Annotated in this window: 18 protein-coding genes; 13 read left to right on the top strand and 5 right to left on the bottom strand. The window is 68.4% G+C overall.

Annotation, left to right across the window (positions count from 1 at the left end):
* Nucleotides 1–88: 88 nt before the first annotated feature.
* The 3 genes from QLQ15_RS16360 to QLQ15_RS16370 form a co-directional block, all read right to left on the bottom strand.
* Nucleotides 89–2,929 carry a TonB-dependent receptor gene (locus QLQ15_RS16360; protein WP_283213805.1) on the bottom strand — a complete coding sequence of 947 codons (2,841 nt, stop codon included), beginning with the start codon at nt 2,927–2,929 and terminating at the stop codon, nt 89–91.
* Between the two features lie 112 nt (nt 2,930–3,041).
* Nucleotides 3,042–4,049, bottom strand: a complete 1,008-nt coding sequence (locus QLQ15_RS16365; RefSeq protein WP_283213806.1) for a FecR family protein — start codon at nt 4,047–4,049, stop codon at nt 3,042–3,044.
* Nucleotides 4,046–4,858 carry an RNA polymerase sigma factor gene (locus QLQ15_RS16370; protein ID WP_345782430.1) on the bottom strand — a complete coding sequence of 271 codons (813 nt, stop codon included), beginning with the start codon at nt 4,856–4,858 and terminating at the stop codon, nt 4,046–4,048. Before QLQ15_RS16370 ends, QLQ15_RS16365 begins: the two co-directional genes overlap by 4 nt.
* Nucleotides 4,859–5,146: 288 nt before the next feature.
* Between QLQ15_RS16370 and pyrH the strand changes: the two genes are divergently transcribed.
* The 13 genes from pyrH (at nt 5,147) to rnhB (ending at nt 18,732) form a co-directional block, all read left to right on the top strand.
* Complete coding sequence (gene pyrH, locus QLQ15_RS16375; protein WP_283213807.1) at nt 5,147–5,869, top strand: UMP kinase; 723 nt, start codon at nt 5,147–5,149, stop codon at nt 5,867–5,869.
* Between the two features lie 114 nt (nt 5,870–5,983).
* Nucleotides 5,984–6,940, top strand: coding sequence for a cation diffusion facilitator family transporter (locus QLQ15_RS16380; protein WP_283213808.1), 957 nt, complete (start codon nt 5,984–5,986; stop codon nt 6,938–6,940).
* Between the two features lie 119 nt (nt 6,941–7,059).
* Nucleotides 7,060–7,617 carry a ribosome recycling factor gene (frr, locus tag QLQ15_RS16385; RefSeq protein WP_283213809.1) on the top strand — a complete coding sequence of 186 codons (558 nt, stop codon included), beginning with the start codon at nt 7,060–7,062 and terminating at the stop codon, nt 7,615–7,617.
* Between the two features lie 19 nt (nt 7,618–7,636).
* A complete protein-coding gene (uppS, locus tag QLQ15_RS16390; RefSeq protein WP_283213810.1) occupies nt 7,637–8,401 on the top strand; it encodes a polyprenyl diphosphate synthase in 765 nt (254 codons plus the stop codon).
* A complete protein-coding gene (locus QLQ15_RS16395; RefSeq protein WP_283213811.1) occupies nt 8,398–9,249 on the top strand; it encodes a phosphatidate cytidylyltransferase in 852 nt (283 codons plus the stop codon). Before uppS ends, QLQ15_RS16395 begins: the two co-directional genes overlap by 4 nt.
* Nucleotides 9,250–9,251: 2 nt before the next feature.
* Nucleotides 9,252–10,418 (top strand): 1-deoxy-D-xylulose-5-phosphate reductoisomerase, encoded by a 1,167-nt coding sequence (locus QLQ15_RS16400; RefSeq protein ID WP_432277828.1) that lies wholly within the window; start codon nt 9,252–9,254, stop codon nt 10,416–10,418.
* Nucleotides 10,419–10,442: 24 nt separating this feature from the next.
* Entirely contained in the window at nt 10,443–11,804 is a 1,362-nt protein-coding gene (gene rseP / locus QLQ15_RS16405; protein ID WP_283213812.1) for an RIP metalloprotease RseP, read from the top strand.
* Between the two features lie 86 nt (nt 11,805–11,890).
* Nucleotides 11,891–14,353: an outer membrane protein assembly factor BamA gene (gene bamA, locus QLQ15_RS16410; protein ID WP_283213813.1), complete on the top strand. Its 2,463-nt coding sequence runs from the start codon at nt 11,891–11,893 to the stop codon at nt 14,351–14,353.
* Between the two features lie 21 nt (nt 14,354–14,374).
* Entirely contained in the window at nt 14,375–15,388 is a 1,014-nt protein-coding gene (lpxD, locus tag QLQ15_RS16415) for a UDP-3-O-(3-hydroxymyristoyl)glucosamine N-acyltransferase (protein WP_283213814.1), read from the top strand.
* Between the two features lie 126 nt (nt 15,389–15,514).
* Nucleotides 15,515–15,970, top strand: a complete 456-nt coding sequence (fabZ, locus tag QLQ15_RS16420) for a 3-hydroxyacyl-ACP dehydratase FabZ (RefSeq protein WP_283213815.1) — start codon at nt 15,515–15,517, stop codon at nt 15,968–15,970.
* Between the two features lie 3 nt (nt 15,971–15,973).
* Entirely contained in the window at nt 15,974–16,759 is a 786-nt protein-coding gene (gene lpxA, locus QLQ15_RS16425) for an acyl-ACP--UDP-N-acetylglucosamine O-acyltransferase (protein WP_283213816.1), read from the top strand.
* A gap of 109 nt (nt 16,760–16,868) precedes the next feature.
* Nucleotides 16,869–18,071: a lipid-A-disaccharide synthase gene (lpxB, locus tag QLQ15_RS16430; protein ID WP_283213817.1), complete on the top strand. Its 1,203-nt coding sequence runs from the start codon at nt 16,869–16,871 to the stop codon at nt 18,069–18,071.
* Nucleotides 18,061–18,732 carry a ribonuclease HII gene (rnhB, locus tag QLQ15_RS16435; RefSeq protein ID WP_283213818.1) on the top strand — a complete coding sequence of 224 codons (672 nt, stop codon included), beginning with the start codon at nt 18,061–18,063 and terminating at the stop codon, nt 18,730–18,732. Before lpxB ends, rnhB begins: the two co-directional genes overlap by 11 nt.
* Nucleotides 18,733–18,769: 37 nt before the next feature.
* Here the strand turns inward: rnhB and QLQ15_RS16440 are convergent, their stop codons facing one another.
* Together QLQ15_RS16440 and QLQ15_RS16445 are read right to left on the bottom strand one after the other, a co-directional pair.
* Entirely contained in the window at nt 18,770–18,907 is a 138-nt protein-coding gene (locus tag QLQ15_RS16440; RefSeq protein ID WP_283213819.1) for a hypothetical protein, read from the bottom strand.
* A 100-nt stretch (nt 18,908–19,007) separates the two neighbouring features.
* On the bottom strand, nt 19,008–19,208 hold the full coding sequence (locus QLQ15_RS16445; RefSeq protein WP_283213820.1) for a hypothetical protein: 201 nt from the start codon (nt 19,206–19,208) through the stop codon (nt 19,008–19,010).
* Nucleotides 19,209–19,239 lie beyond the last annotated feature (31 nt).

Here is a 19,239-nt window from a genome sequence, read left to right on the forward strand (position 1 = left end):
CGGAAGCACGACTCCATAACGTGGGCACGGGGCATCCCCCCTACCCTCCGGCAGATTCTTTTTTCGACGGCTTGTTTTCGACGGCGTGTCAGAAACGCCAGGCGGCGCTGAGCAGGTAGTAGCGGCCGCGCGGATCGTCGTAGGCGATGTCGTAACCGCCCTTCACGACGTCGTAATTCACCGGCTCATGGTCGGTGAGGTTGTTGACGTTCAGTGAGAACCGCCAGTCCTGCAGGCCGCCCCAGGCCACGTACAGGTCGGCGGTGGTGGCCGACGGTGTCGTGCACTTGCCCACGGCCACGTTCCATTCCGGGCACGGCTGGCCCGGCACGGCCACGTCGGCGGGACCGAACTGATGCACGTTCAGCGTGGTCAGCCAGTTGCCGACGTTCCATTCCAGCCCGAGCAGCGCCGCCCGCTGTGGCGCGCGATGGCCCGCGTAATCGAGCACTGGGCCGCCCGCCGTGAGCTGCCGGTCCAGGCGCGTGAGCCAGCTCGCAGCGAGGCGGACGGTGAAGCGCCCCCACTGCTGCAGGTCGTGGCGGTATTCGGACTGCAACTCCCAGCCCTCGACTTCAGTGCGCCCCACGTTGGCGAAGTAGTCGTTGACCGCCACCAGTTCGCCCTGCTCGTTGCGCTCGAGCGACGCCGGGAATGCTTCGGGGTTCGAGAGCGCATCCGTGGTGACGATCTCGTTGCGGCGGCGGATGCGGAAGCGGTCCACGCTGAGATCGAAGGTCGAACTGGGCGCCCACACCACGCCGAGCGTCGCGCTGCGCGAGGTCTCCGGCGCCAGGTCGGGGTTTTCGATCGCGCCGTGCTCGACCAGGCAATAGGTCACGCCATCGTCCAGCGTGCTCGAGAACAGGCACGGCGCGAGCGCATCGGTCATCACCACCGCATCGATGGTGCTCGACACCGTGGGGCGGCGCAGCTCGAACAACGATGGCGCGCGGTAGCCCGTCGCGGCCGTGCCGCGCACGGTGATGGAACGCGTGGGCTCCCATTTCAGGCCGAGCATTGGAGAGGATTCGGTGCCGTAGCCCTGGCGATGGTCGATGCGCCATGCCGCGTCGGCGTGCAGCCAGGTCGCGATGGGCATGCTCAGTTCGGCATAGAACGCGGAACTGTAGCTGTGGTCGTCCAGGCGGCTCTTCTGCGCACCCAGCGCCACGTCGCCATCGAGCATGCGCTGGTCAGGCCGGTTGTCCAAGGCATCGCGCGACCACTCCACGCCCAGCGCCGCCTGCGTCTCGCCACCGGGCAGGTCGAACCAGGGGCCATTGACGTCGAAGATGAGCTGGTCGAAGCGTGCATCGCCTTTCACTTCGACGCGCGGCGACAGCGCGCGCAGCAGCTCGGGCGGGTTGTCGCGCGAATTGAAGCGGTAGGTCTGTTCGTCCACCGCCTGCGCGAAGGCGCTGTTGCTGATCATGCGATCGATCTGGTTGTCGACGCTGTTCAGGTGATGCGACAGGTCCGCGCGCCACTGCCAGCGATCGAAGTATCCCGACAGGCCCAGGTCGATATCCGCGGTGCGCGCACTGCTGCGGCTGCGTACCGGACCGACGTCGAAGAAGGCGTAGTCCAGCAGTGTCGGCACGTCCTCGTTCAGATCGTCCGGATGCCCGAACGGCAACAGCACGGTGCCGTGCAGCGGCGCGCCCTCCAGACGCTGCTGCACCTGGCTCAGGCGCAGCGAGGCGTCGAACTCCACGCTGCCGCCCAGCGGCTGGCGCAGGAGCGCATAGACCGCGTTGCTTTCCATTTCCGGCTGCAGCGTGAGATAGCTCGGCGTGTCGAGCAGGCACGCGCCGTTGGCGTCGCGAACGTCATCCGGGCAGGCGTAGCGCACCAGCGACACGTCTTCCAGGCTGAAGTAGCCCAGCGGCAGTCGCCAGTCGCCCAGACCGAAGCGGCGCAGGTCCGCGGTGCGCCAGTCGCGCTGCGAACCCAGCAGTGCATCGCGGTGGAAATGATCCGCGCTGATGAAGAAACTGCCGCCGTTGGACAGCTGGTTGCCGTAGCTGAAGGACAGGCGACGCTGCTCGGCGTCGCCGCGTTCGGACAGCCCGTATCGCGCGATGACCTCGCCGCCCTGCTGTTCCTTGCGCAGGATGATGTTGATCACGCCAGCCATCGCGTCCGCGCCGTAGATCGCCGAGGCGCCGCCGCGGATGATCTCGATGCGATCGATCAGGCTCAGCGGGATGCCGTTGAGATCGGTCAGCCCGCCCAGATCCGCCGAGGCCAGGCCGTAGTTCGCCACGCGTCGCCCGTCGATCAGGAACAACGTCGCGCGCGGCCCCAGTCCGTACAGGCTGGTCGTCGCGGCGGCGGCGAACGGCTGCTGCGACTGGAAGCTGCCGTCGGTCGCCACGTCCACCGGATGGTGGCTGATCATGCCGGGCTGGTAGCTCAGCAGCTCGAACAACGTCTGGAAACCGCTGGCTTCGATCTGCGCTCGACCGATGCGCGTCATCGGCGCGGGCGTGACCACTTCGATGTCGGCGCGCGGAATATGCGTGCCGGTGACTTCCACGGTCGCAAGTTCCGTGGGTTCGCGATGCCGCGGCGGTGGAACCGCGGGCGCGACGGGTGGAGCATCGCCGCGTTCGATCAGGAAGGTGTTCGCGTTGACCGCAACCGCGCGCAGACCGGCACCGCGCAGCAGCAGGTCGAGTGCTTCCTGCGGCGGCAGCTGTGCCTGCAGGCCCGGCGACTGGTGTTGTTCGACCAGCGCAGGCGAATAGAGGATCTGCACGCGCGCCTGCGTGGCCAGGGTCTGCAGCGCGCGATCGAGTGAACCGGCAGGAATGACGAAGCGCACCGCCGTCGGCGGATCGCCTGCCGCCAGCGAGGGCGGCGCCGCGCACGCCCAGGACAATGCCCCGAGGATGGCGAGGGTAAGGCGGAGCGTCCTGGCCATCCGTACGGTGTACTGGGTCCGAGACCCGCACCATACGAGAGCGCGCCCGCGGCGCGCAATGCATCCTTTCGCGGGATGGCGCCCGCCCTTGCCGCGACCGCGTCAGCCGCCTTCAGTCACGCGCATGAAGAACGATTTCATGTTCGCCGGTGCGCTCGGCGCGCAACGGCCAGCCGCGTTCCAGGACCGCGACCAGCGCATCCTGGTCGCCCGCGTGGAACACGCCACTCACCCGCAGCGAACCCAGCGCCGCATCGGCCAGGCGGATCTGGCGCGGGGAATAGCGGTTCATCTCCGCCACCAGTTCGTCCAGGCGGCGCTGCCTGAAGACCAGGTCGCCTTGCGGCCAGGCGCGGGCCATCGCCACGTCGAGCGGCGCCCGTTCGCCGATGCGCCCGTCGGCCTGCACGGTCACCTGCTCGCCCGGTGCGAGCGTGCTGCGCTGCACCGCACCGCCCGCGCGGGAGGACACGTCGACACGGCCTTCCAGCAGCCCGACGTTGACCACTTCGCCCATGCGGCTGACCTGGAACGTGGTGCCGATGTCACGCACCGTGCTGACCCCGGCCTTCACCAGGAAGGGGCGGCGTGCGTCTTCGCCGACGTCGAACTGCGCGCGTCCGCGCCGCAGTTCGACGACGCGTTCGCGGCCATCGAAACGGGTCGTGAGCGTGGAGGCGGTGTCCAGTCGCATCACCGTGCCGTCGGCCAGGGTCACATCACGCTGTTCGCCCAGCGCGGTCGCGAAATGCTGGATCTGCGCCGGCGCTTCGTGCTGGCCCCAGGGCAACACCATCGCCACCGCGACGACCGCAACGACCGCAGCCGCGGCGGCGGCAGACCACCACGCGCGCGCATGGCGAACCGGTGCGGGAGCAGGTGAGGATGCAGGTGCGCGGCGCGCGGCGCGGCCGGCGGCGCGCAGCAGCTCGTCCGAACGCAGCTCGGCAGCCAGTGCGTGCACACGCTCGACCTCGACGAACGCTTCCACGTTCCGCGGCGACTGCGCCAGCCAATCCTCGAACGCGGCGCGCTCGGCCGCACTGCAATCGGGCGCCATCAACCGGGCCAACCAGTCCTCGGCAACGGTGTCTTCGGGTTGCATCGTCCTTGCGCTCATGACCGGTCCTCGCGGTCGACACCGCCCTGTTTCAGCCGGGCGCGCAGCATGGCCAGCGCCTTGCCGATGTGCTTCTCGACCGCCTTCACCGATATCCCGCAATGCTGCGCGATCTGCGTGTAACTCATGCCTTCGATGCGATTGAGCAGATAGACCTGGCGGCAGCGCTCCGGCAGCTGCAGGATCGCCGCGCGCACCAGGGCCAGTGCCTGTTCGTGCTCGATGCGTTGTTCGTGGGCCGGTTCCAGCGAGGCCAGGCCGATGAAGTCCTGGTCCAGGCTGACGTGCGCGAACACCTGCCGCGTCGTGTCGCGGCGTCCCCGGTCGTGGATGACGTTGATGGCGATGCGGTACATCAGCGGCCGCAGCTGTTCCGGTGGCTGCGCGCGATAGCGCATCAGGCGCACCATCGTTTCCTGCGCGATGTCCTGCGCATCGTCGTCACCGATCCGGCGACTGAGGAACGAGACCAGCAGCCCGCGGTGTTCACGCAGGAAGCGGTCGAAGCCGTCATCGCCATCGTTCCCGGGCGCGATGGCGTCTTCGTCGAATGAATCCGGAGGCTGGATGGCGGCCACCATGGCGGGCTTCATCCGCAGCATCCCGCGGTGTTCCGGGGCGTTCCGGAGTACGAACGAAGGCTCGAACGCATGCAGGGCACCGGCGGTGGCGGGGGAGTCGTGGCGATCGTCCGACCCGTTGGCGGGGTCATCGTGTCGCGACTCAAAGTTGTAGCACGCGCGCAGGGCCACTGCAGATGCCTCGGCCGCCTCGAGGTCGCCCGGCTCCGCCAGGATCGCGTTGTGCATCCGTCCGTCCATGCCCAGATCAACGCAAGGTACTGCGGGCCACCCCACCCGCCGGACAGTGGCGGGCGTCGCAACCTTGCGCGCCGGCGCGAGGCTCGCGGCGGTTCAGCGCACGTCGCCGCGGCGGCGCGTTCGGGAGCGGGCGGCGTCCTGGCTTGCGCTTCCCGGCGCGGCGCGCACCGCCTGACGCCGTGAAGGCCGCGTCAGGATCCGCCGGTCGCCCGGCGCGGGGAGCCCTTCCCTTATCCCGTACAATTCCGCTGTTTGCCCCCATCCGACGAGGTTCCCATGTCCCAGCTCGCCTATCGCCGTGTCCTGCTCAAACTGTCCGGCGAGGCGCTGATGGGGGACGAGGACTACGGCATCGACCCGAAGATGATCTCGCGCCTGGCGCGCGAGGTGATCGAAGCCCAGCAGGCGGGCGCGGAAGTGGCGCTGGTCATCGGAGGCGGCAACATCTTCCGCGGCGCGGGCCTGGCCGCCGGCGGCATGGACCGCGTCACCGGCGACCAGATGGGCATGCTTGCCACCGTCATCAATGCACTGGCGATGCAGGACGCGCTGGAGAAGCTCGGCGCCAAGTGCCGGGTGATGAGCGCGATCAAGATCAACGACGTGTGCGAGGACTACATCCGCCGCCGCGCGATCCGCCACCTGGAGAAAGGGCGCATCACCATCTTCGCCGCCGGCACCGGCAATCCGTTCTTCACCACCGACTCCGGCGCGGCGCTGCGTGCGATCGAGATCGGCGCCGACCTGCTGCTCAAGGCGACCAAGGTCGACGGCGTGTACGACAAGGATCCGAAGAAGCACAAGGACGCCGTGCGCTTCGAGAAGCTCAGCTACGACGAGGTCATCAGCCGCAACCTGCAGGTGATGGACACCGCCGCCTTCGCGCTGTGCCGCGACAGCGACCTGCCGCTGCGCATCTTCGACATGGGCCATCCGGGACAGCTGCTGAAGATCCTGCGCGGCGAGGAAATCGGCACGCTGGTACGGGGCCGCAGCTGAGCGCCGCCGCCCAGGTCTGACCGGAAGGGCCCGACGTCCGCAACGCGAACGTCGGGAACCGGGCTCATCCCGCTGTAATAGAGTCCGCCGCACGCCCCGTGCCACCATTCGCGCATGGGACACGGCCATCACGCTCACGACCACACCAGCTCGACGCGCGCGTTCGCCACCGTCACGCTGATCAACCTCGCCTACACGGTGCTGGAGACCGGCTACGGCTTCGCCACCAACTCGCTGGCGCTGTTGTCCGATGCCCTGCACAACTTCGGCGACGTGCTCGGCCTGGGCCTGGCGTGGGGCGCCGCCGTGCTGGCCAAACGCGCCCCGACCGACCGCCACACCTACGGGTGGCGTCGCGCCACGCTGCTCTCGCCGCTAGCCAACGCACTGCTGCTGGTGGCCTTCTCCGGCGCGCTGGCCTGGGAGGCCATGCGACGTTTCAATGCGCCACCGCAAATCCCGGCCCTGCCGGTAATGCTGGTGGCGGCGCTGGGCATCTTGGTGAACCTCGGCGCAGCATGGCTGGTGCGCGACGGCCATGAGCACGACCTCAACCGCCGCGGCGCGTTCCTGCATCTGATCGCCGACGCCGCCGTGTCGCTGGCGGCGGTGCTGGCCGGCGTGGGCATGTGGTGGCTGGGCTGGGAATGGCTGGACCCGGCGATCGCGCTGTTGATCGGCGTGGTGGTGGCATTGGGCGCCTTCGGCCTGCTGCGCGATGCCTTCAACGCCGCGATGGACGCCGTGCCGCGCAGCATCGACGGTACGCAGGTCCACGATTTCCTCGCCTCCCAGCCCGGCGTTACCGCGGTGCACCACGTCCACATCTGGTCGCTGGGCGCAGGCGAGATCGCGATGACCGCACACCTGGTGCGCCCGGACAGCCACGGCCACGATGCCTTCATCGACCGGCTCAACCACGAGCTCGATCACCGCTTCGGCATCAACCACCCCACCCTGCAGGTCGAGCAGGGCGGCGCCTGCGAGCACGACCGCCACGACCGGGCGCCGCACGGGGACACCCATCACCACGATCACGATCACCCGCAGGATCGCGACCACGCGCACTGAGCGCCGCCCGCGGGCGCGGGCCTGAACGACATTGCCCCGTCCCGGCCGCCCGCGGCGGGCGGGGATGCGCGGCCTGCCTATATAATCCCGCGATTACCGCAACAGGACCGGAGCCGGCGATGCTCAACGAGATCAAGAAAGACGCCCAGACCCGCATGGCCAAGAGCGTCGAAGCGTTTCGCCACGACCTGGTCAAGATCCGCACCGGGCGCGCCTCCACGGCGCTGGTCGACCACCTCAAGGTCAACTACTACGGTTCCGAGATGCCGCTGTCGCAGGTCGCCTCGGTCGCCATCTCCGACGCACGTTCGCTGACGATCACCCCGTGGGAGAAGCAGATGGTCGCCGCCGTCGAGAAGGCGATCCTCGCCTCCGACCTGGGCCTGACCCCGAATACCGCCGGCACCGTGATCCGCCTCAACCTGCCGGCGCTGACCGAGGAACGCCGCCGCGAGCTGTCCAAGCTCGTGCACTCCGAAAGCGAGAACGCCAAGGTCGCTGTGCGCAACATCCGCCGCGACGCGAACCACCAGATCAAGGAACTGCTCAAGGAAAAGCAGATCACCGAAGACGACGCCAGCCGCACAGAGACCGAGATCCAGAAGATCACGGATTCGGCGATCAAGGACGTCGACGAGGTGGTCAAGGCGAAAGAGCAGGAACTCATGGCGGTTTGACGGGTCTGTTCGTCCCGTCATGTCGTCCGAATCCGCCCCCGAGATCCGCGTCCCGCGCCATCTTGCCGTCATCATGGACGGCAACGGCCGCTGGGCGGAGCGTCGCCGGCGCCCGCGCGCCATCGGCCATCGCGCCGGCGCGCGTGCGGTCAACGTGTGCATCGACTTCTGCCTGGATCGTGGCATCGAGGCGCTGACCCTGTTCGCGTTTTCCAGCGAGAACTGGGGCCGCCCCGAGGACGAGGTGGGCGCGCTGATGAAGCTCTTCCTCGGCGCGCTGGAGCGCGAGGTCGACGAACTCGAACGTCGCGGCGTGCGCATCCGTTTCATCGGCGAGCGCGAACGCTTCAACACCGCGATCCGCGCGCAGATGCAGTCCGCCGAGGACCGCACCCGCGCCAACACCCGCCTCCACCTCACCATCGCCGCCAGCTACGGCGGCCGCTGGGACATCGCCCAGGCAGCGCGTTCGCTGGCGCAGGACGTTGCCGCCGGCCATCTGGACCCGGACGAGATCGACGAACGCGCCCTGGGTTCCCGCATCTGTCTGGCCGACCTGCCCGCGCCGGATCTGTTCATCCGCACCGGCGGCGAAACCCGCATCAGCAACTTCCTGCTGTGGCAGCTGGCCTACACGGAACTGTGGTTCACGGACCTGTTGTGGCCCGAACTGGATGCCGCCACACTGCAGCGCGCCCTGGACGACTATGCCGGCCGGCAGCGCCGTTTTGGCCTGACCGGTGCCCAGGTGACGCAGGCCCCGACCCACGAGACCTCTGAATGACCCGAACCCGCCTGCTCGCCGCGCTGGTGATGGCGCCGCTCGCGATCGCCGCGATCCTGCTGCTGCCCACGCCGTGGATGGTGGCCCTGGCCGCGGTCGTGTTCCTGGCTGGCTTGTGGGAGTGGTTCGACCTGGCCGACATCGAGGACACGCTGGCGCGCTCGGTGCTGCTGGTGGCGCATCTGGCGGTCATGGTCGCGCTGGTCTGGGCGTCGCGTTCGAGCAGCGGTTACAGCATGGTGCTGTTCCAGCTGGCCGTGGTCATCGGCGTGGTGTGGTGGCTGCTGGCACTGTTCTGGTTGGGTCGCTATGAGTTCGCCAGCGACCACGACACCCACGCACGCGTCTTCAAGCTTGCCGCGGGTGCGCTGAGCGTGATCCCGGCGTGGTGCGCGCTGGCCTGGATCCATGCCAGCCAGCCCGCCGGCCACCGCTGGCTGCTGACCGCGCTGGCCATCGTCTGGGCCGCCGACAGCGGCGCCTACTTCGCCGGTCGCAAGCTCGGCGGACGCATCTTCGGTGCGCGCCGGCTGGCGCCGCGCATCAGCCCCAACAAGACGCTCGAAGGCCTCGCCGGCGGCGTGGTCGCGGGCGTGGTCGTGGGCATCGCCTTCGCCCTCTTCGCCGGTGCCACGCCAGGGCAGCTGCCCGCGGTGGCGCTGGTCGCCCTGGTGGCGGTGCTGTTCTCGGTGGTCGGCGATCTGTTCGAGAGCCTGCTCAAGCGCCATGCCGGGGTGAAGGATTCGGGCAATCTCATCCCGGGTCACGGCGGCATCCTGGACCGCGTGGATGGCGTGCTCGCCGCACTGCCGGTGTTCGCGCTGGGCAAGGCGGTATTGGGCTTCTGAGCATGCGTCGCGTTGCCGTACTGGGAGCTACAGGTTCGATCGGCGCATCCGCGCTGGACGTCATCGCGCGCCATCCCGATCGCCTGCGCGCCTGCGTGCTGGCCGCGGGCAGCAACGTGGCCGCGCTGCTCGAACTGTGCCGGCGCCATGTGCCCGAACATGCCGTGATCGCCGATGCCGCGGGCTTCGTCGCGCTGCGCGACGGCCTGCGCGAATCAGGACTGGCCACGCAGGCGCATTGCGGCGAAGAAGCCCTGGACGCACTGGTGTCCGGCGACGCCTGCGACACCGTGGTGGCCGCGATCGTCGGCGCCGCGGGTCTGTCCTCCACGCTGGCCGCCGCACATGCGGGCAAGCGCATCCTGCTGGCCAACAAGGAATCGCTGGTGCTCGCCGGCGAACTGCTGATGCAGGCCGCACACGCCGGCGGCGCGACCATCGTGCCCGTCGACAGCGAGCACAACGCCATCTTCCAGTGCCTGCCGGACGCGCATGCGCATGCCGGCCTCAAGCGCATTCTCCTCACCGCCTCAGGCGGCCCGTTCCGCGGCCGCCGTCGCGAGGAGCTGGGCGCCGTCACGCCCGAGCAGGCCGTCGCGCACCCGAAGTGGTCGATGGGGCCGAAGATCTCGGTCGACTCGGCCACGCTGATGAATAAAGGCCTGGAGGTCATCGAGGCCCATCACCTGTTCGGCGTGGACGGCGACCGCATCCAGGTGCTGGTGCACCCGCAGAGCCTGGTGCACTCGCTGGTCGAATTCATCGATGGCTCCACCCTCGCCCAGCTGGGCCTGCCCGACATGCGCACGGCGCTGGCGGTGGGCTTCGGCTGGCCCGAACGGATGGCCTCCGGCGTGGCCGGGCTGGACATGCTGACCCACGGCCGCCTGGACTTCGAGCCGCCGGACCTGGAGGCCTTTCCGTGCCTGCGACTGGCCTTCGAGGCGCTGGCCGCCGGCGGAACCGCACCGGCGGTGCTGAATGCCGCCAACGAGGTCGCGGTTTCAGCCTTTCTTCAGCGCCGTATCGGTTTCCTAGCGATACCCGCGCTGGTCGAGGACACCCTCGCCGCGCTCCCCTCCACCCCGGCGACGTCGCTGGCGGCCCTGCGAGACGCCGATACCCGGGCGCGTCGCCATGCCGACCAGAGCGTCGCTGCCCGCGCATGATCTCCGCCCAGAGCCAACATCGTCATGAGTGAGTTCATCGGCTCAATCTGGTGGCTGATCGTCGCCCTCGGCGTGCTGGTCACCTTCCACGAGTTCGGCCACTACTGGGTCGCCCGCCGTTGCGGCGTCAAGGTGCTGCGCTTCTCGGTCGGCTTCGGCCGGCCGCTGTGGATGCGCCGCGGCAAGGACGGCACCGAATACGTCATCGCCGCGATCCCGCTGGGCGGCTACGTCAAGATGCTCGACGAGCGCGAAGGCACCGTGCCGGCGAACCTGGTCGACCAGGCGTTCAACCGCCAGAGCGTGTGGAAGCGCATCGCGATCGTGATCGCCGGACCGCTGGCCAACCTCATCCTGTGCGTCGCGCTGTTCTGGACGATGTTCGTGGTCGGCCGCCCCGACTACGCGCCCGTCGTGGGCGAGGCGCAGGGCATCGCCGCCAGCGGCGGCCTGCATGCGGGCGATACCGTGCTCGCGGTGGACGACCGCCCCACGCCGACCTGGAGCGAGGTGCAGCTCGCGCTGATTCCGGCTGCGCTGGACCATGCCGACACGAAGGTGCGCGTGCGCACCGTGCTGGGCGACGAAGCCACGCGCACGCTCGCGCTGTCCAAGCTGCCCGATTCGTTCGACGAACGCCGCGCGGTCGAAGCCATCGGCATCACCCCGCGCCACCTGCTGATGCCCGCACTGATCGGACGCGTCCTGCCGGACACGCCGGCATGGGGCGTGCTGGCCGAAGGCGATCGCATCCTCGCCATCGACGGCGAACCGGTGACCTCCTTCGACGACATCCCCGCACTGGTACGCAAGCTCGGCGAACGCGGTGGCAGCGCGATGATCGAAGTGCAGCGCAAGGACGACCGCCTCGCGCTGGAGCTCGCGCCGCGCAGGATCAAGAAGCCCACCGGCGAAACGGACTGGGGACTGGGCATCGGCCCCGCGGTTCCGCAGGAGCCGGCCAAGGACGCCGTGCTGCGCTATGGCCCGGTGGCCGCCGTACCCGCCGCGGTGCGCGAGGGCGTGCACCAGGCCAACGAACTTTTCGCCATGATCGGCCGCGCTTTCAGCGGTCGCGTGTCGGTGCAGAACACCGTCGCCGGCCCGATCACCATCGCGCGCGCCGCCAACATGTCGGCCCAGCACGGTGCCGGGTGGTTCCTGCAGTTGCTGGCGATGCTCTCGCTCAGCCTGGGCATCCTGAACCTGCTGCCGATCCCGATCTTGGACGGCGGTCACCTGCTGTATTACCTTATCGAGCTGGTCAAAGGCAGCCCGGTCAGCGAACGCGCGATGGCGGCCGGGCAATACGTGGGCCTGGCACTGATCGCCGGTTTGATGGGCCTGGCGTTCTACAACGACATCATGAACAACCTGGTGCGCTGATGCCGGTTACCTGCTTGCGCCGACACGCCCCTGCCTCGAACCGACGCCCGGCCCCGGGCCAACACGACCCTCAACCGGACGCACTAATGACGCGAACCCCTAATCGCCGCCTGCTCGCCCTCGCCCTGTTCTCGGCGCTGGGCTCGACCGCCATGCCCGCGCTGGCGCAGTCGGCCGACCCGTTCTCGCTGGCGGCAGCGCCCGAGACGGCCGTGGCAGGTTCGTTCACCGTCAGCGACATCCGCATCGACGGCCTGCAGCGCATCTCGGCCGGTACGGTGTTTACCTACCTGCCGATCGAGCGCGGCGACACGGTCGACTCCTCCCGGATCGGCGACGCGATCCGCGCGCTCTACAAGACCGGCTTCTTCGAGGACATCAAGGTCGGCCACCAGGGCACGATCCTCGTGGTCACCGTGACCGAGCGTCCGGCGATCAACAAGCTCACGCTGACCGGCAACAAGGACATCAAGACCGAGGACCTGCTCAAGGGCCTGAAGGAAGCCGGCCTGTCCGAAGGCGACACGTTCGACCGCCTCGCCCTGGACCGAGTGACGCAGGAACTGACGCGCCAGTACAACAACCGCGGCAAGTACAACGTCGAGATCACCCCGACGGTGTCGCGCCTGGACCGCAACCGCGTCGACGTGACCATCGCCGTCAAGGAAGGCAAGGCCGCCAAGATCCGCCACGTCAACCTGATCGGCAACGAGAAGTTCGCCGACGAGGACATCCTGGAGACGTGGGAATCGCGCGAGCACAACTGGCTCAGCTGGTATCGCCGCGACGACCAGTACTCGCGCGAGAAGCTCTCGGGTGACCTGGAAAAGCTCAACTCCTGGTACCTGGACCGCGGCTACGTCGACTTCGCCGTGGACTCCACGCAGGTCTCGATCAGCCCCGACCGCCAGGACATGTTCCTCAGCGCGGGCATCACCGAGGGCGACCAGTACAAGGTCTCCAGCGTGAAGGTGACCGGCGACACGATCCTGCCGAAGGAGCAGATCGAGCGCATGGTGCTGGTGAGGGAAGGCCAGATCTTCTCCCGCCGCCTGCTGGAGATCAGCTCCGACTCGATCACCGCGACGCTGAGCAACATCGGTTACGCGTTCGCGCAGGTCAACCCGATCCCCGAGGTCAACCGCGAGGACAAGACGGTCGGCATCAACATGCAGGTCGTGCCCGGCCCGCGCGTCAACGTGCGCCGCATCGTCTACAAGGGCAACAACCGCACCAGCGACGAGGTCATCCGTCGCGAGATGCGCCAGTTCGAAGGTTCCTGGTATTCGCAGGCCGCCATCGACCGCTCCAAGATCCGCCTCCAGCAGCTGGGCTACTTCGAGACCGTCGATGTCGAGACCACGCCCGTGGCCGGCACCAGCGACCAGGTCGACGTGGTCTTCAACCTGAAGGAAACCACGTCGGGCAGCTTCGTCTTCGGCCTGGGCTTCTCGCAGCTGTCCGGCCTGACCGCGCAGGTGCAGCTGTCGCAGACCAACTTCCTGGGCAGCGGTAACCAGGTGTCGGTGCAGGCGCAGCGCAACGACTACATGCAGCGCTACGACTTCTCGTTCCGCAATCCGTACTTCACCGACAACGGACTGTCGCTGGGCTACAACCTGTGGTGGCGCGAACTCGACTACTCCGACTTCAACACCGCGCAGTACTCGACCAACAGCGGCGCCGCGCAGGCGGTGTTCGGCCTGCCGATCACCGAAACCGACACGGTCACCGCACTGCTGGGCATCGACACCAACGAGATCATGGTGTTCCCGGGCTCCACGCCGCCGAGCATCGTGGATTACATCCTCGCGCTCGACCAGCAGACCTTCCACGCCTGGCGCGCGGAGATCGGCTGGGGTCGCAACTCGCTGGACAGCTTCCTCACGCCGACCCGCGGCATGCAGCAGCGCGTGTGGCTGGAAACCACGCTGCCGGGCTCGACCGTCGAGTACTACAAGCTCAACTACAACATCTCCAAGTTCTGGCCGCTGTCGCGCCACCTGGTGCTCAACACCCGCGCCGAACTGGGCTACGGCGACAGCTACGGCGATGCCGTCACCCGCGACATCTGCAGGACCGCGGGCAACTACACCTGCCCGCCGGGTTCCGCCGACTACATCCGCACCGTCACCGCCGACGGCCTGCCGTTCTTCGAGAACTTCTACGCCGGTGGTGTGCGCTCGGTGCGTGGCTTCACCGACAACACGCTGGGTCCGCGCGAGTTCAACCAGCCGCTGGGTGGCGCGTTCAAGACGGTCGGCTCGCTGGAAATGTATTTCCCGACCCTGCTGGACACGCCGGCCGCGCGCGTCTCGGCGTTCGTCGACGTGGGCAACGTGTACAAGGATTACGACTCCTTCGACGCCGGCGAGCTGCGCGCTTCGACGGGTATCGCGCTGATGTGGCGCTCGCCGATGGGTCCGATCTCGATCAGCTACGCCTTCCCGATCAAGAAGCAGGACGCTGTCTACGACACGGACGGCACGCTGATCCAGCAGGCCGACGAACTGGAACGTCTGCAGTTCACCTTCGGCGGCACGTTCTGATCCGGCGGGCGCACGGGTTCCATGCAGCCTAGTTCCTTCACCGCCGGCGACCTGGCGCAGCGCTTCGGCCTGCGCCTGCACGGCGGCGACGTCCGCGTCGACGGCGTCGGCACGCTGGCGCGCGCGCAGGCTTCGCAGCTGGCGTTCCTCGCCAATCCGAAGTACCGCGGCCAACTGGCCGAAAGCCGCGCGGGCGTGGTCGTCATGCGCGAGGACGATGCACAGGGATACGCCGGCACCGCGTTGATCGCGCGCGATCCCTACGCCGCGTTCGCGAAGATCTCCGCCCTGTTCGAACCGCGTCCGGTGCGCGAACCCGGCGTGCATGCGTCGGCCGTCATCGATGCTTCCGCCTTCGTCGATCCCTCGGCGCATGTCGGGCCGTTCGTCAGCATCGGCGCGCGCAGTCGCGTCGAAGCCGGCGCGATCATCGGCCCCGGCTGCGTCGTCGGCGATGACTGCGTGGTCGGCGCCGCCACCGAGCTGGTCGCCCGTGTCACGCTGGTCACGCGGGTGCGCCTGGGGCAGCGCGTGGTGATCCATCCGGGCGCGGTGCTCGGCGCTGCCGGCTTCGGCCTTGCGATGGAAGGCGGGCGCTGGCTCAACGTGCCGCAACTGGGCGGCGTGGTCGTCGGCGACGATTGCGAGATCGGCGCCAACACCTGCATCGACCGCGGTGCGATCGAGGACACCGTGCTCGAGGAGGACGTCCGCCTCGACAACCAGATCCAGATCGGCCACAACGTGATCATCGGCGCCCACAGCGCGATGGCCGGCTGCTCTGCGGCCGCCGGCAGCGCGAAGATCGGTCGCTACTGCCTGATCGGTGGTGGCGCCGGCGTGGTGGGGCACCTGGAAATCTGCGACAAGGTCACGGTGACGGCGATGAGCCTGGTCACCAGTTCCATCCGCGAACCCGGCGAGTATTCCTCCGGCACGCCGCTGATGGACAACCGCAGCTGGCGCAAGAACGCCGCCCGGTTCAAGCAGCTCGACACCCTCGCCCGCCGCGTCGGCGGCCGCAGCGACGACTGACCGTACACCGCCGTCGGGGGGCGCAGGCGCGCCAGTCGCGGTACGATTCGCCCCTGACAAAACCGGGCCTCCGCCCGGCACCGGACATGCCGTGCAACGACGCGGCATGCGCGAGCAAGGAATCCCATGACCCACAACGTGCAACTGCCCCTCGACGTCAACACGATCCAGACCCTGCTGCCGCACCGCTATCCGTTCCTGCTGGTGGACCGCGTGGTCGAGTTCGAGCCGCACAAGCGCGTGCTGGCCTACAAGAACGTCACCTGCAACGAGCCCTATTTCCAGGGCCATTTCCCGGGGCATCCGGTGATGCCGGGCGTGCTGGTGGTCGAGGCGCTGGCGCAGGCCGGTGGCGTGCTGACCCAGCTGTCGAACCAGAGCACGGCCGATGGCCGGCTGTTCTACCTGGTGAAGATCGACAACGCGAAGTTCTCGAAGATGGTCGTGCCGGGCGACCGGCTGGACCTGGAAGTGACGATCAAGCGCGTCATCCGCAACGTGGCCATCTATACCGGCGTCGCCAGCGTCAACGGCGAGCAGGTCGCCTGCGCCGAGGTCGTCTGCGCCGAAGCCAAGAGCTGAGCCATGAACGAACCGCGCATCCATCCCAGTGCCGTCGTCGAACCGGGCGCACGTCTGGCCGCCGGCGTGCAGGTCGGCGCGTTCTGCTACATCGGCAACGACGTCGAGGTCGGTGAGAACACGGTCTTCGGTCCGCACTGCAGCGTGCAGGGCCCGACCCGCATCGGCCGCGACAACCGCTTCATCGGCCATTGCGCCATCGGTGGCGAACCGCAGGACAAGAAATTCCACGGCGAGCACGTGGAGCTGGAAATCGGCGACCGCAACCTGTTCCGCGAGTTCTGCACCATCAACCGCGGCACCGGCACCGGTGGCGGCATCACCCGCATCGGCAACGACAACTGGCTGCTGGCCTACACGCACGTGGCGCACGACTGCATGGTCGGCAACCACTGCGTGTTCTCCAACAACGCCACGCTGGCGGGCCACGTCGAGATCGGCAACCACGTCATCCTCAGCGGCTTCGCGGGCATCCACCAGTTCTGCCGCGTCGGTGCGCACGCCTTCATCGGCATGGGCGCGCTGGTCAACGGCGACGTGCCGCCGTTCGTGATGGTGGCGCAGGACGGATACGGCCGCCCGCGCGGCATCAACAGCGAAGGCCTCAAGCGCCGTGGTTTCGATGCCGACCGCATCGGCGCCATCAAGCGTGCGTACCGGGCGCTGTACATGTCCGGCGCGTCGCTGGAGGAATCGCGCGCCAAGCTGGCCGAGCTGGCTTCGGGCAGCGACGACGCACGCGCGTTCCTCGAGTTCATCGACGCTGGCGAACGACCGCTGCTGCGCTGAACGCGATGCACCCTTCCGGCCGCGTCGCATCGCCGGCGCGCGCCGCGCACCCAGGGCTTATCATCGATTCCACGACGGCTGCGCCGTATCCCACGCACGCGAGTCCGACTTGACCCTCCCCGAATCGCCCGCCTCGAATCCCCGGCCGTTCCGCATCGCGCTGTGCGCGGGCGAAGCGTCCGGCGACCTGCTCGGTGCGGGCCTGGTCCAGCAACTGCGGCAACGATTCCCCGATGCGGAGTTCGCCGGCATCGGTGGCGACCAGATGCGCGCCGCGGGGCTCGACGCCTGGTTCGATGCCTCCGAGCTGGCGGTGATGGGACTGGCCGAAGTGCTGCGCCATCTGCCACGCCTGTTGCGCCTGCGCCGCGCCTTCCGCGAGCGCCTGCTGCAATGGCAGCCGGACGTGTTCGTCGGCATCGACGCGCCCGACTTCAACCTCGGCATGGAAAAGTGGCTGCGCGAGCGCGGCTTCCGGACGGTGCATTACGTCAGTCCGTCGGTATGGGCCTGGCGCGAGAAGCGCGCCGAGAAGATCGGGCGCAGTGCCGACCGCGTGCTGTGCCTGTTCCCGATGGAACCGGCGATCTACGCGCGCCACGGTGTCGATGCGCGCTTCGTCGGCCATCCGCTCGCCGACGAGATGCCGCTGGACCCCGACCGCGACGCCGCCCGCGAACGACTCGGCCTGGACCTGCAGCGGCCGGTGCTCGCACTGCTTCCGGGCTCGCGCGTGGGCGAAATCGAACGCCTCGGGCCCGATTTCCTGTCCGCCGCCGCGCGCCTGCTGGATGCCGACGCCACGCTCCAGGTCGTCGTTCCGATGGCGAACGAACACGCGCACGCCGCATTCCGCCGCGTCCTCGCGGCGCATCCGGACAGCGTGCGCCTGAGCAGCGCGTTGCGCGTGATCTCCGGACAGGCACGCACGCTGATGATCGCCAGCGACGTGATCCTGCTTGCTTCGGGCACCGCCACGCTGGAGGCCATGCTGGCCAAGCGTCCGATGGTGGTGGGCTACAAGGTCGCGCCACTCACCTACTCGCTGGTGAAGGGGCTTGGCCTGCTGAAAGTGGCGCACTACACGCTGCCCAACGTATTGGCCGGCGAAGAAGTGGTACCCGAACTGATGCAGCACGACTGCACGCCGGAAAACCTCAGCGCCGCCGTCACCCGCTGGCTGCACGACCCGGCCGCCGCGGCCGCACTGCAACCGCGCTTCCGCGCGTTGCACGAGCAACTGCGTCGCAACGCGTCGGCCAGCGCGGCCGATGCCGTCGCCGAACTGCTTGAGGCGCGCCATGGGCCATGACGGTTCCCAGCTTCCGCTGGACCTGGGTGCACGTCGCGACGGCGCGCCGTTGCGCGTGGCTGGCGTGGACGAAGCCGGACGCGGGCCGCTGGCCGGACCGGTGGTGGTGGCCGCGGTCGTGTTCGCGCCGGGGCGCACGCCGGTCAACGGACTGGACGATTCGAAGGCACTCACCGCGGAACGACGCGAAGCGCTCTACGAACGCATCGTCGAACGCGCGGTCGTGTGGCATATCGAATTCGTCGCGGCCGAGGAAGTGGACCGCATCAACATCTACCAGGCGACGATGACCGGCATGCAGCGCGCGATCACCTGCGTGAGCCACGCCATCGACGTCGCCCGCGTCGACGGCAACGCGTTGCCGCGCGGCCTGCCCTGCCTTGCCGAAGCATGGATCGGAGGCGATGCGCGCGACCGTTCGATCATGGCCGCGTCCATCCTGGCCAAGGTCGCGCGCGACCGTTACATGCGCCGCCTGCACGAGCAGTTCCCGCTGTACGGATTCGACCAGCACAAGGGATACAGCACGCCCGTACACCTGGCCGCACTGGCCGCGCACGGCCCGTGCCCGGAACACCGCCGCAGTTTCGAACCGGTGCGACTGGCACTGCGCGAAACGGCAGCGATGGAAGCGACGCTCCTCTCCGCGCCGGCGCAGTAAGCCGCCGGCGCGAAGGTTCGACGCAGGGCATCCGTCCCTACTCTTCCTCTTCCTCCTCTTCCAACGGTTCGGTGGCGTCCATCGCCTTCTTGGTCGGCTTGGTGCTGGTACCGCCGCTGTTCTCCTGCGGGCCCGATGGTTTGGTGTTGGTCGGACGTTCGTCTTGCTTCGCCATGTCGTACTCCTGCTTCATGCCCTGATCCATGGCGTCGGGCCGGCGCCGGGGGACGCCTGCCCCTGCCGTCCACGGGACGGCTGTGCTCCAGGACGATTCGTCACCCTTTCGGTCGTGGGATGGGCGGTATCTCCGTGATCACCTCGACCTTCTTGGGCGGCTTGACCGGCGTGCCGCCGCCGTCCGCGGGCCCCATGTACCGGCAGACAATCTCCAGCGAATCCGGCATTTCGTGCACGTCTAGCTCCACGCGCAGGTGCGTTTTGCTCACATAACGCGCTTCAAGCTTCGGACCTTGCATATCGTTCTCCTTGGGGGAATGTCCTCCACGC

It is taken from the genome of Lysobacter stagni (assembly GCF_030053425.1).
Taxonomy (GTDB): Bacteria; Pseudomonadota; Gammaproteobacteria; order Xanthomonadales; family Xanthomonadaceae; genus Lysobacter_J; species Lysobacter_J stagni.

Bases quoted from the DNA above. Each gene is read 5' to 3' on its own strand.
- QLQ15_RS16360 (WP_283213805.1), bottom strand. From the start codon at position 2,929: ATGGCCAGGACGCTCCGCCTTACCCTCGCCATCCTCGGGGCATTGTCC.
- QLQ15_RS16365 (WP_283213806.1), bottom strand. From the start codon at position 4,049: ATGAGCGCAAGGACGATGCAACCCGAAGACACCGTTGCCGAGGACTGG.
- QLQ15_RS16370 (WP_345782430.1), bottom strand. From the start codon at position 4,858: ATGCACAACGCGATCCTGGCGGAGCCGGGCGACCTCGAGGCGGCCGAG.
- pyrH (WP_283213807.1), top strand. From the start codon at position 5,147: ATGTCCCAGCTCGCCTATCGCCGTGTCCTGCTCAAACTGTCCGGCGAG.
- QLQ15_RS16380 (WP_283213808.1), top strand. From the start codon at position 5,984: ATGGGACACGGCCATCACGCTCACGACCACACCAGCTCGACGCGCGCG.
- frr (WP_283213809.1), top strand. From the start codon at position 7,060: ATGCTCAACGAGATCAAGAAAGACGCCCAGACCCGCATGGCCAAGAGC.
- uppS (WP_283213810.1), top strand. From the start codon at position 7,637: ATGTCGTCCGAATCCGCCCCCGAGATCCGCGTCCCGCGCCATCTTGCC.
- QLQ15_RS16395 (WP_283213811.1), top strand. From the start codon at position 8,398: ATGACCCGAACCCGCCTGCTCGCCGCGCTGGTGATGGCGCCGCTCGCG.
- QLQ15_RS16400 (WP_432277828.1), top strand. From the start codon at position 9,252: ATGCGTCGCGTTGCCGTACTGGGAGCTACAGGTTCGATCGGCGCATCC.
- rseP (WP_283213812.1), top strand. From the start codon at position 10,443: ATGAGTGAGTTCATCGGCTCAATCTGGTGGCTGATCGTCGCCCTCGGC.
- bamA (WP_283213813.1), top strand. From the start codon at position 11,891: ATGACGCGAACCCCTAATCGCCGCCTGCTCGCCCTCGCCCTGTTCTCG.
- lpxD (WP_283213814.1), top strand. From the start codon at position 14,375: ATGCAGCCTAGTTCCTTCACCGCCGGCGACCTGGCGCAGCGCTTCGGC.
- fabZ (WP_283213815.1), top strand. From the start codon at position 15,515: ATGACCCACAACGTGCAACTGCCCCTCGACGTCAACACGATCCAGACC.
- lpxA (WP_283213816.1), top strand. From the start codon at position 15,974: ATGAACGAACCGCGCATCCATCCCAGTGCCGTCGTCGAACCGGGCGCA.
- rnhB (WP_283213818.1), top strand. From the start codon at position 18,061: ATGGGCCATGACGGTTCCCAGCTTCCGCTGGACCTGGGTGCACGTCGC.
- QLQ15_RS16440 (WP_283213819.1), bottom strand. From the start codon at position 18,907: ATGGCGAAGCAAGACGAACGTCCGACCAACACCAAACCATCGGGCCCG.
- QLQ15_RS16445 (WP_283213820.1), bottom strand. From the start codon at position 19,208: ATGCAAGGTCCGAAGCTTGAAGCGCGTTATGTGAGCAAAACGCACCTG.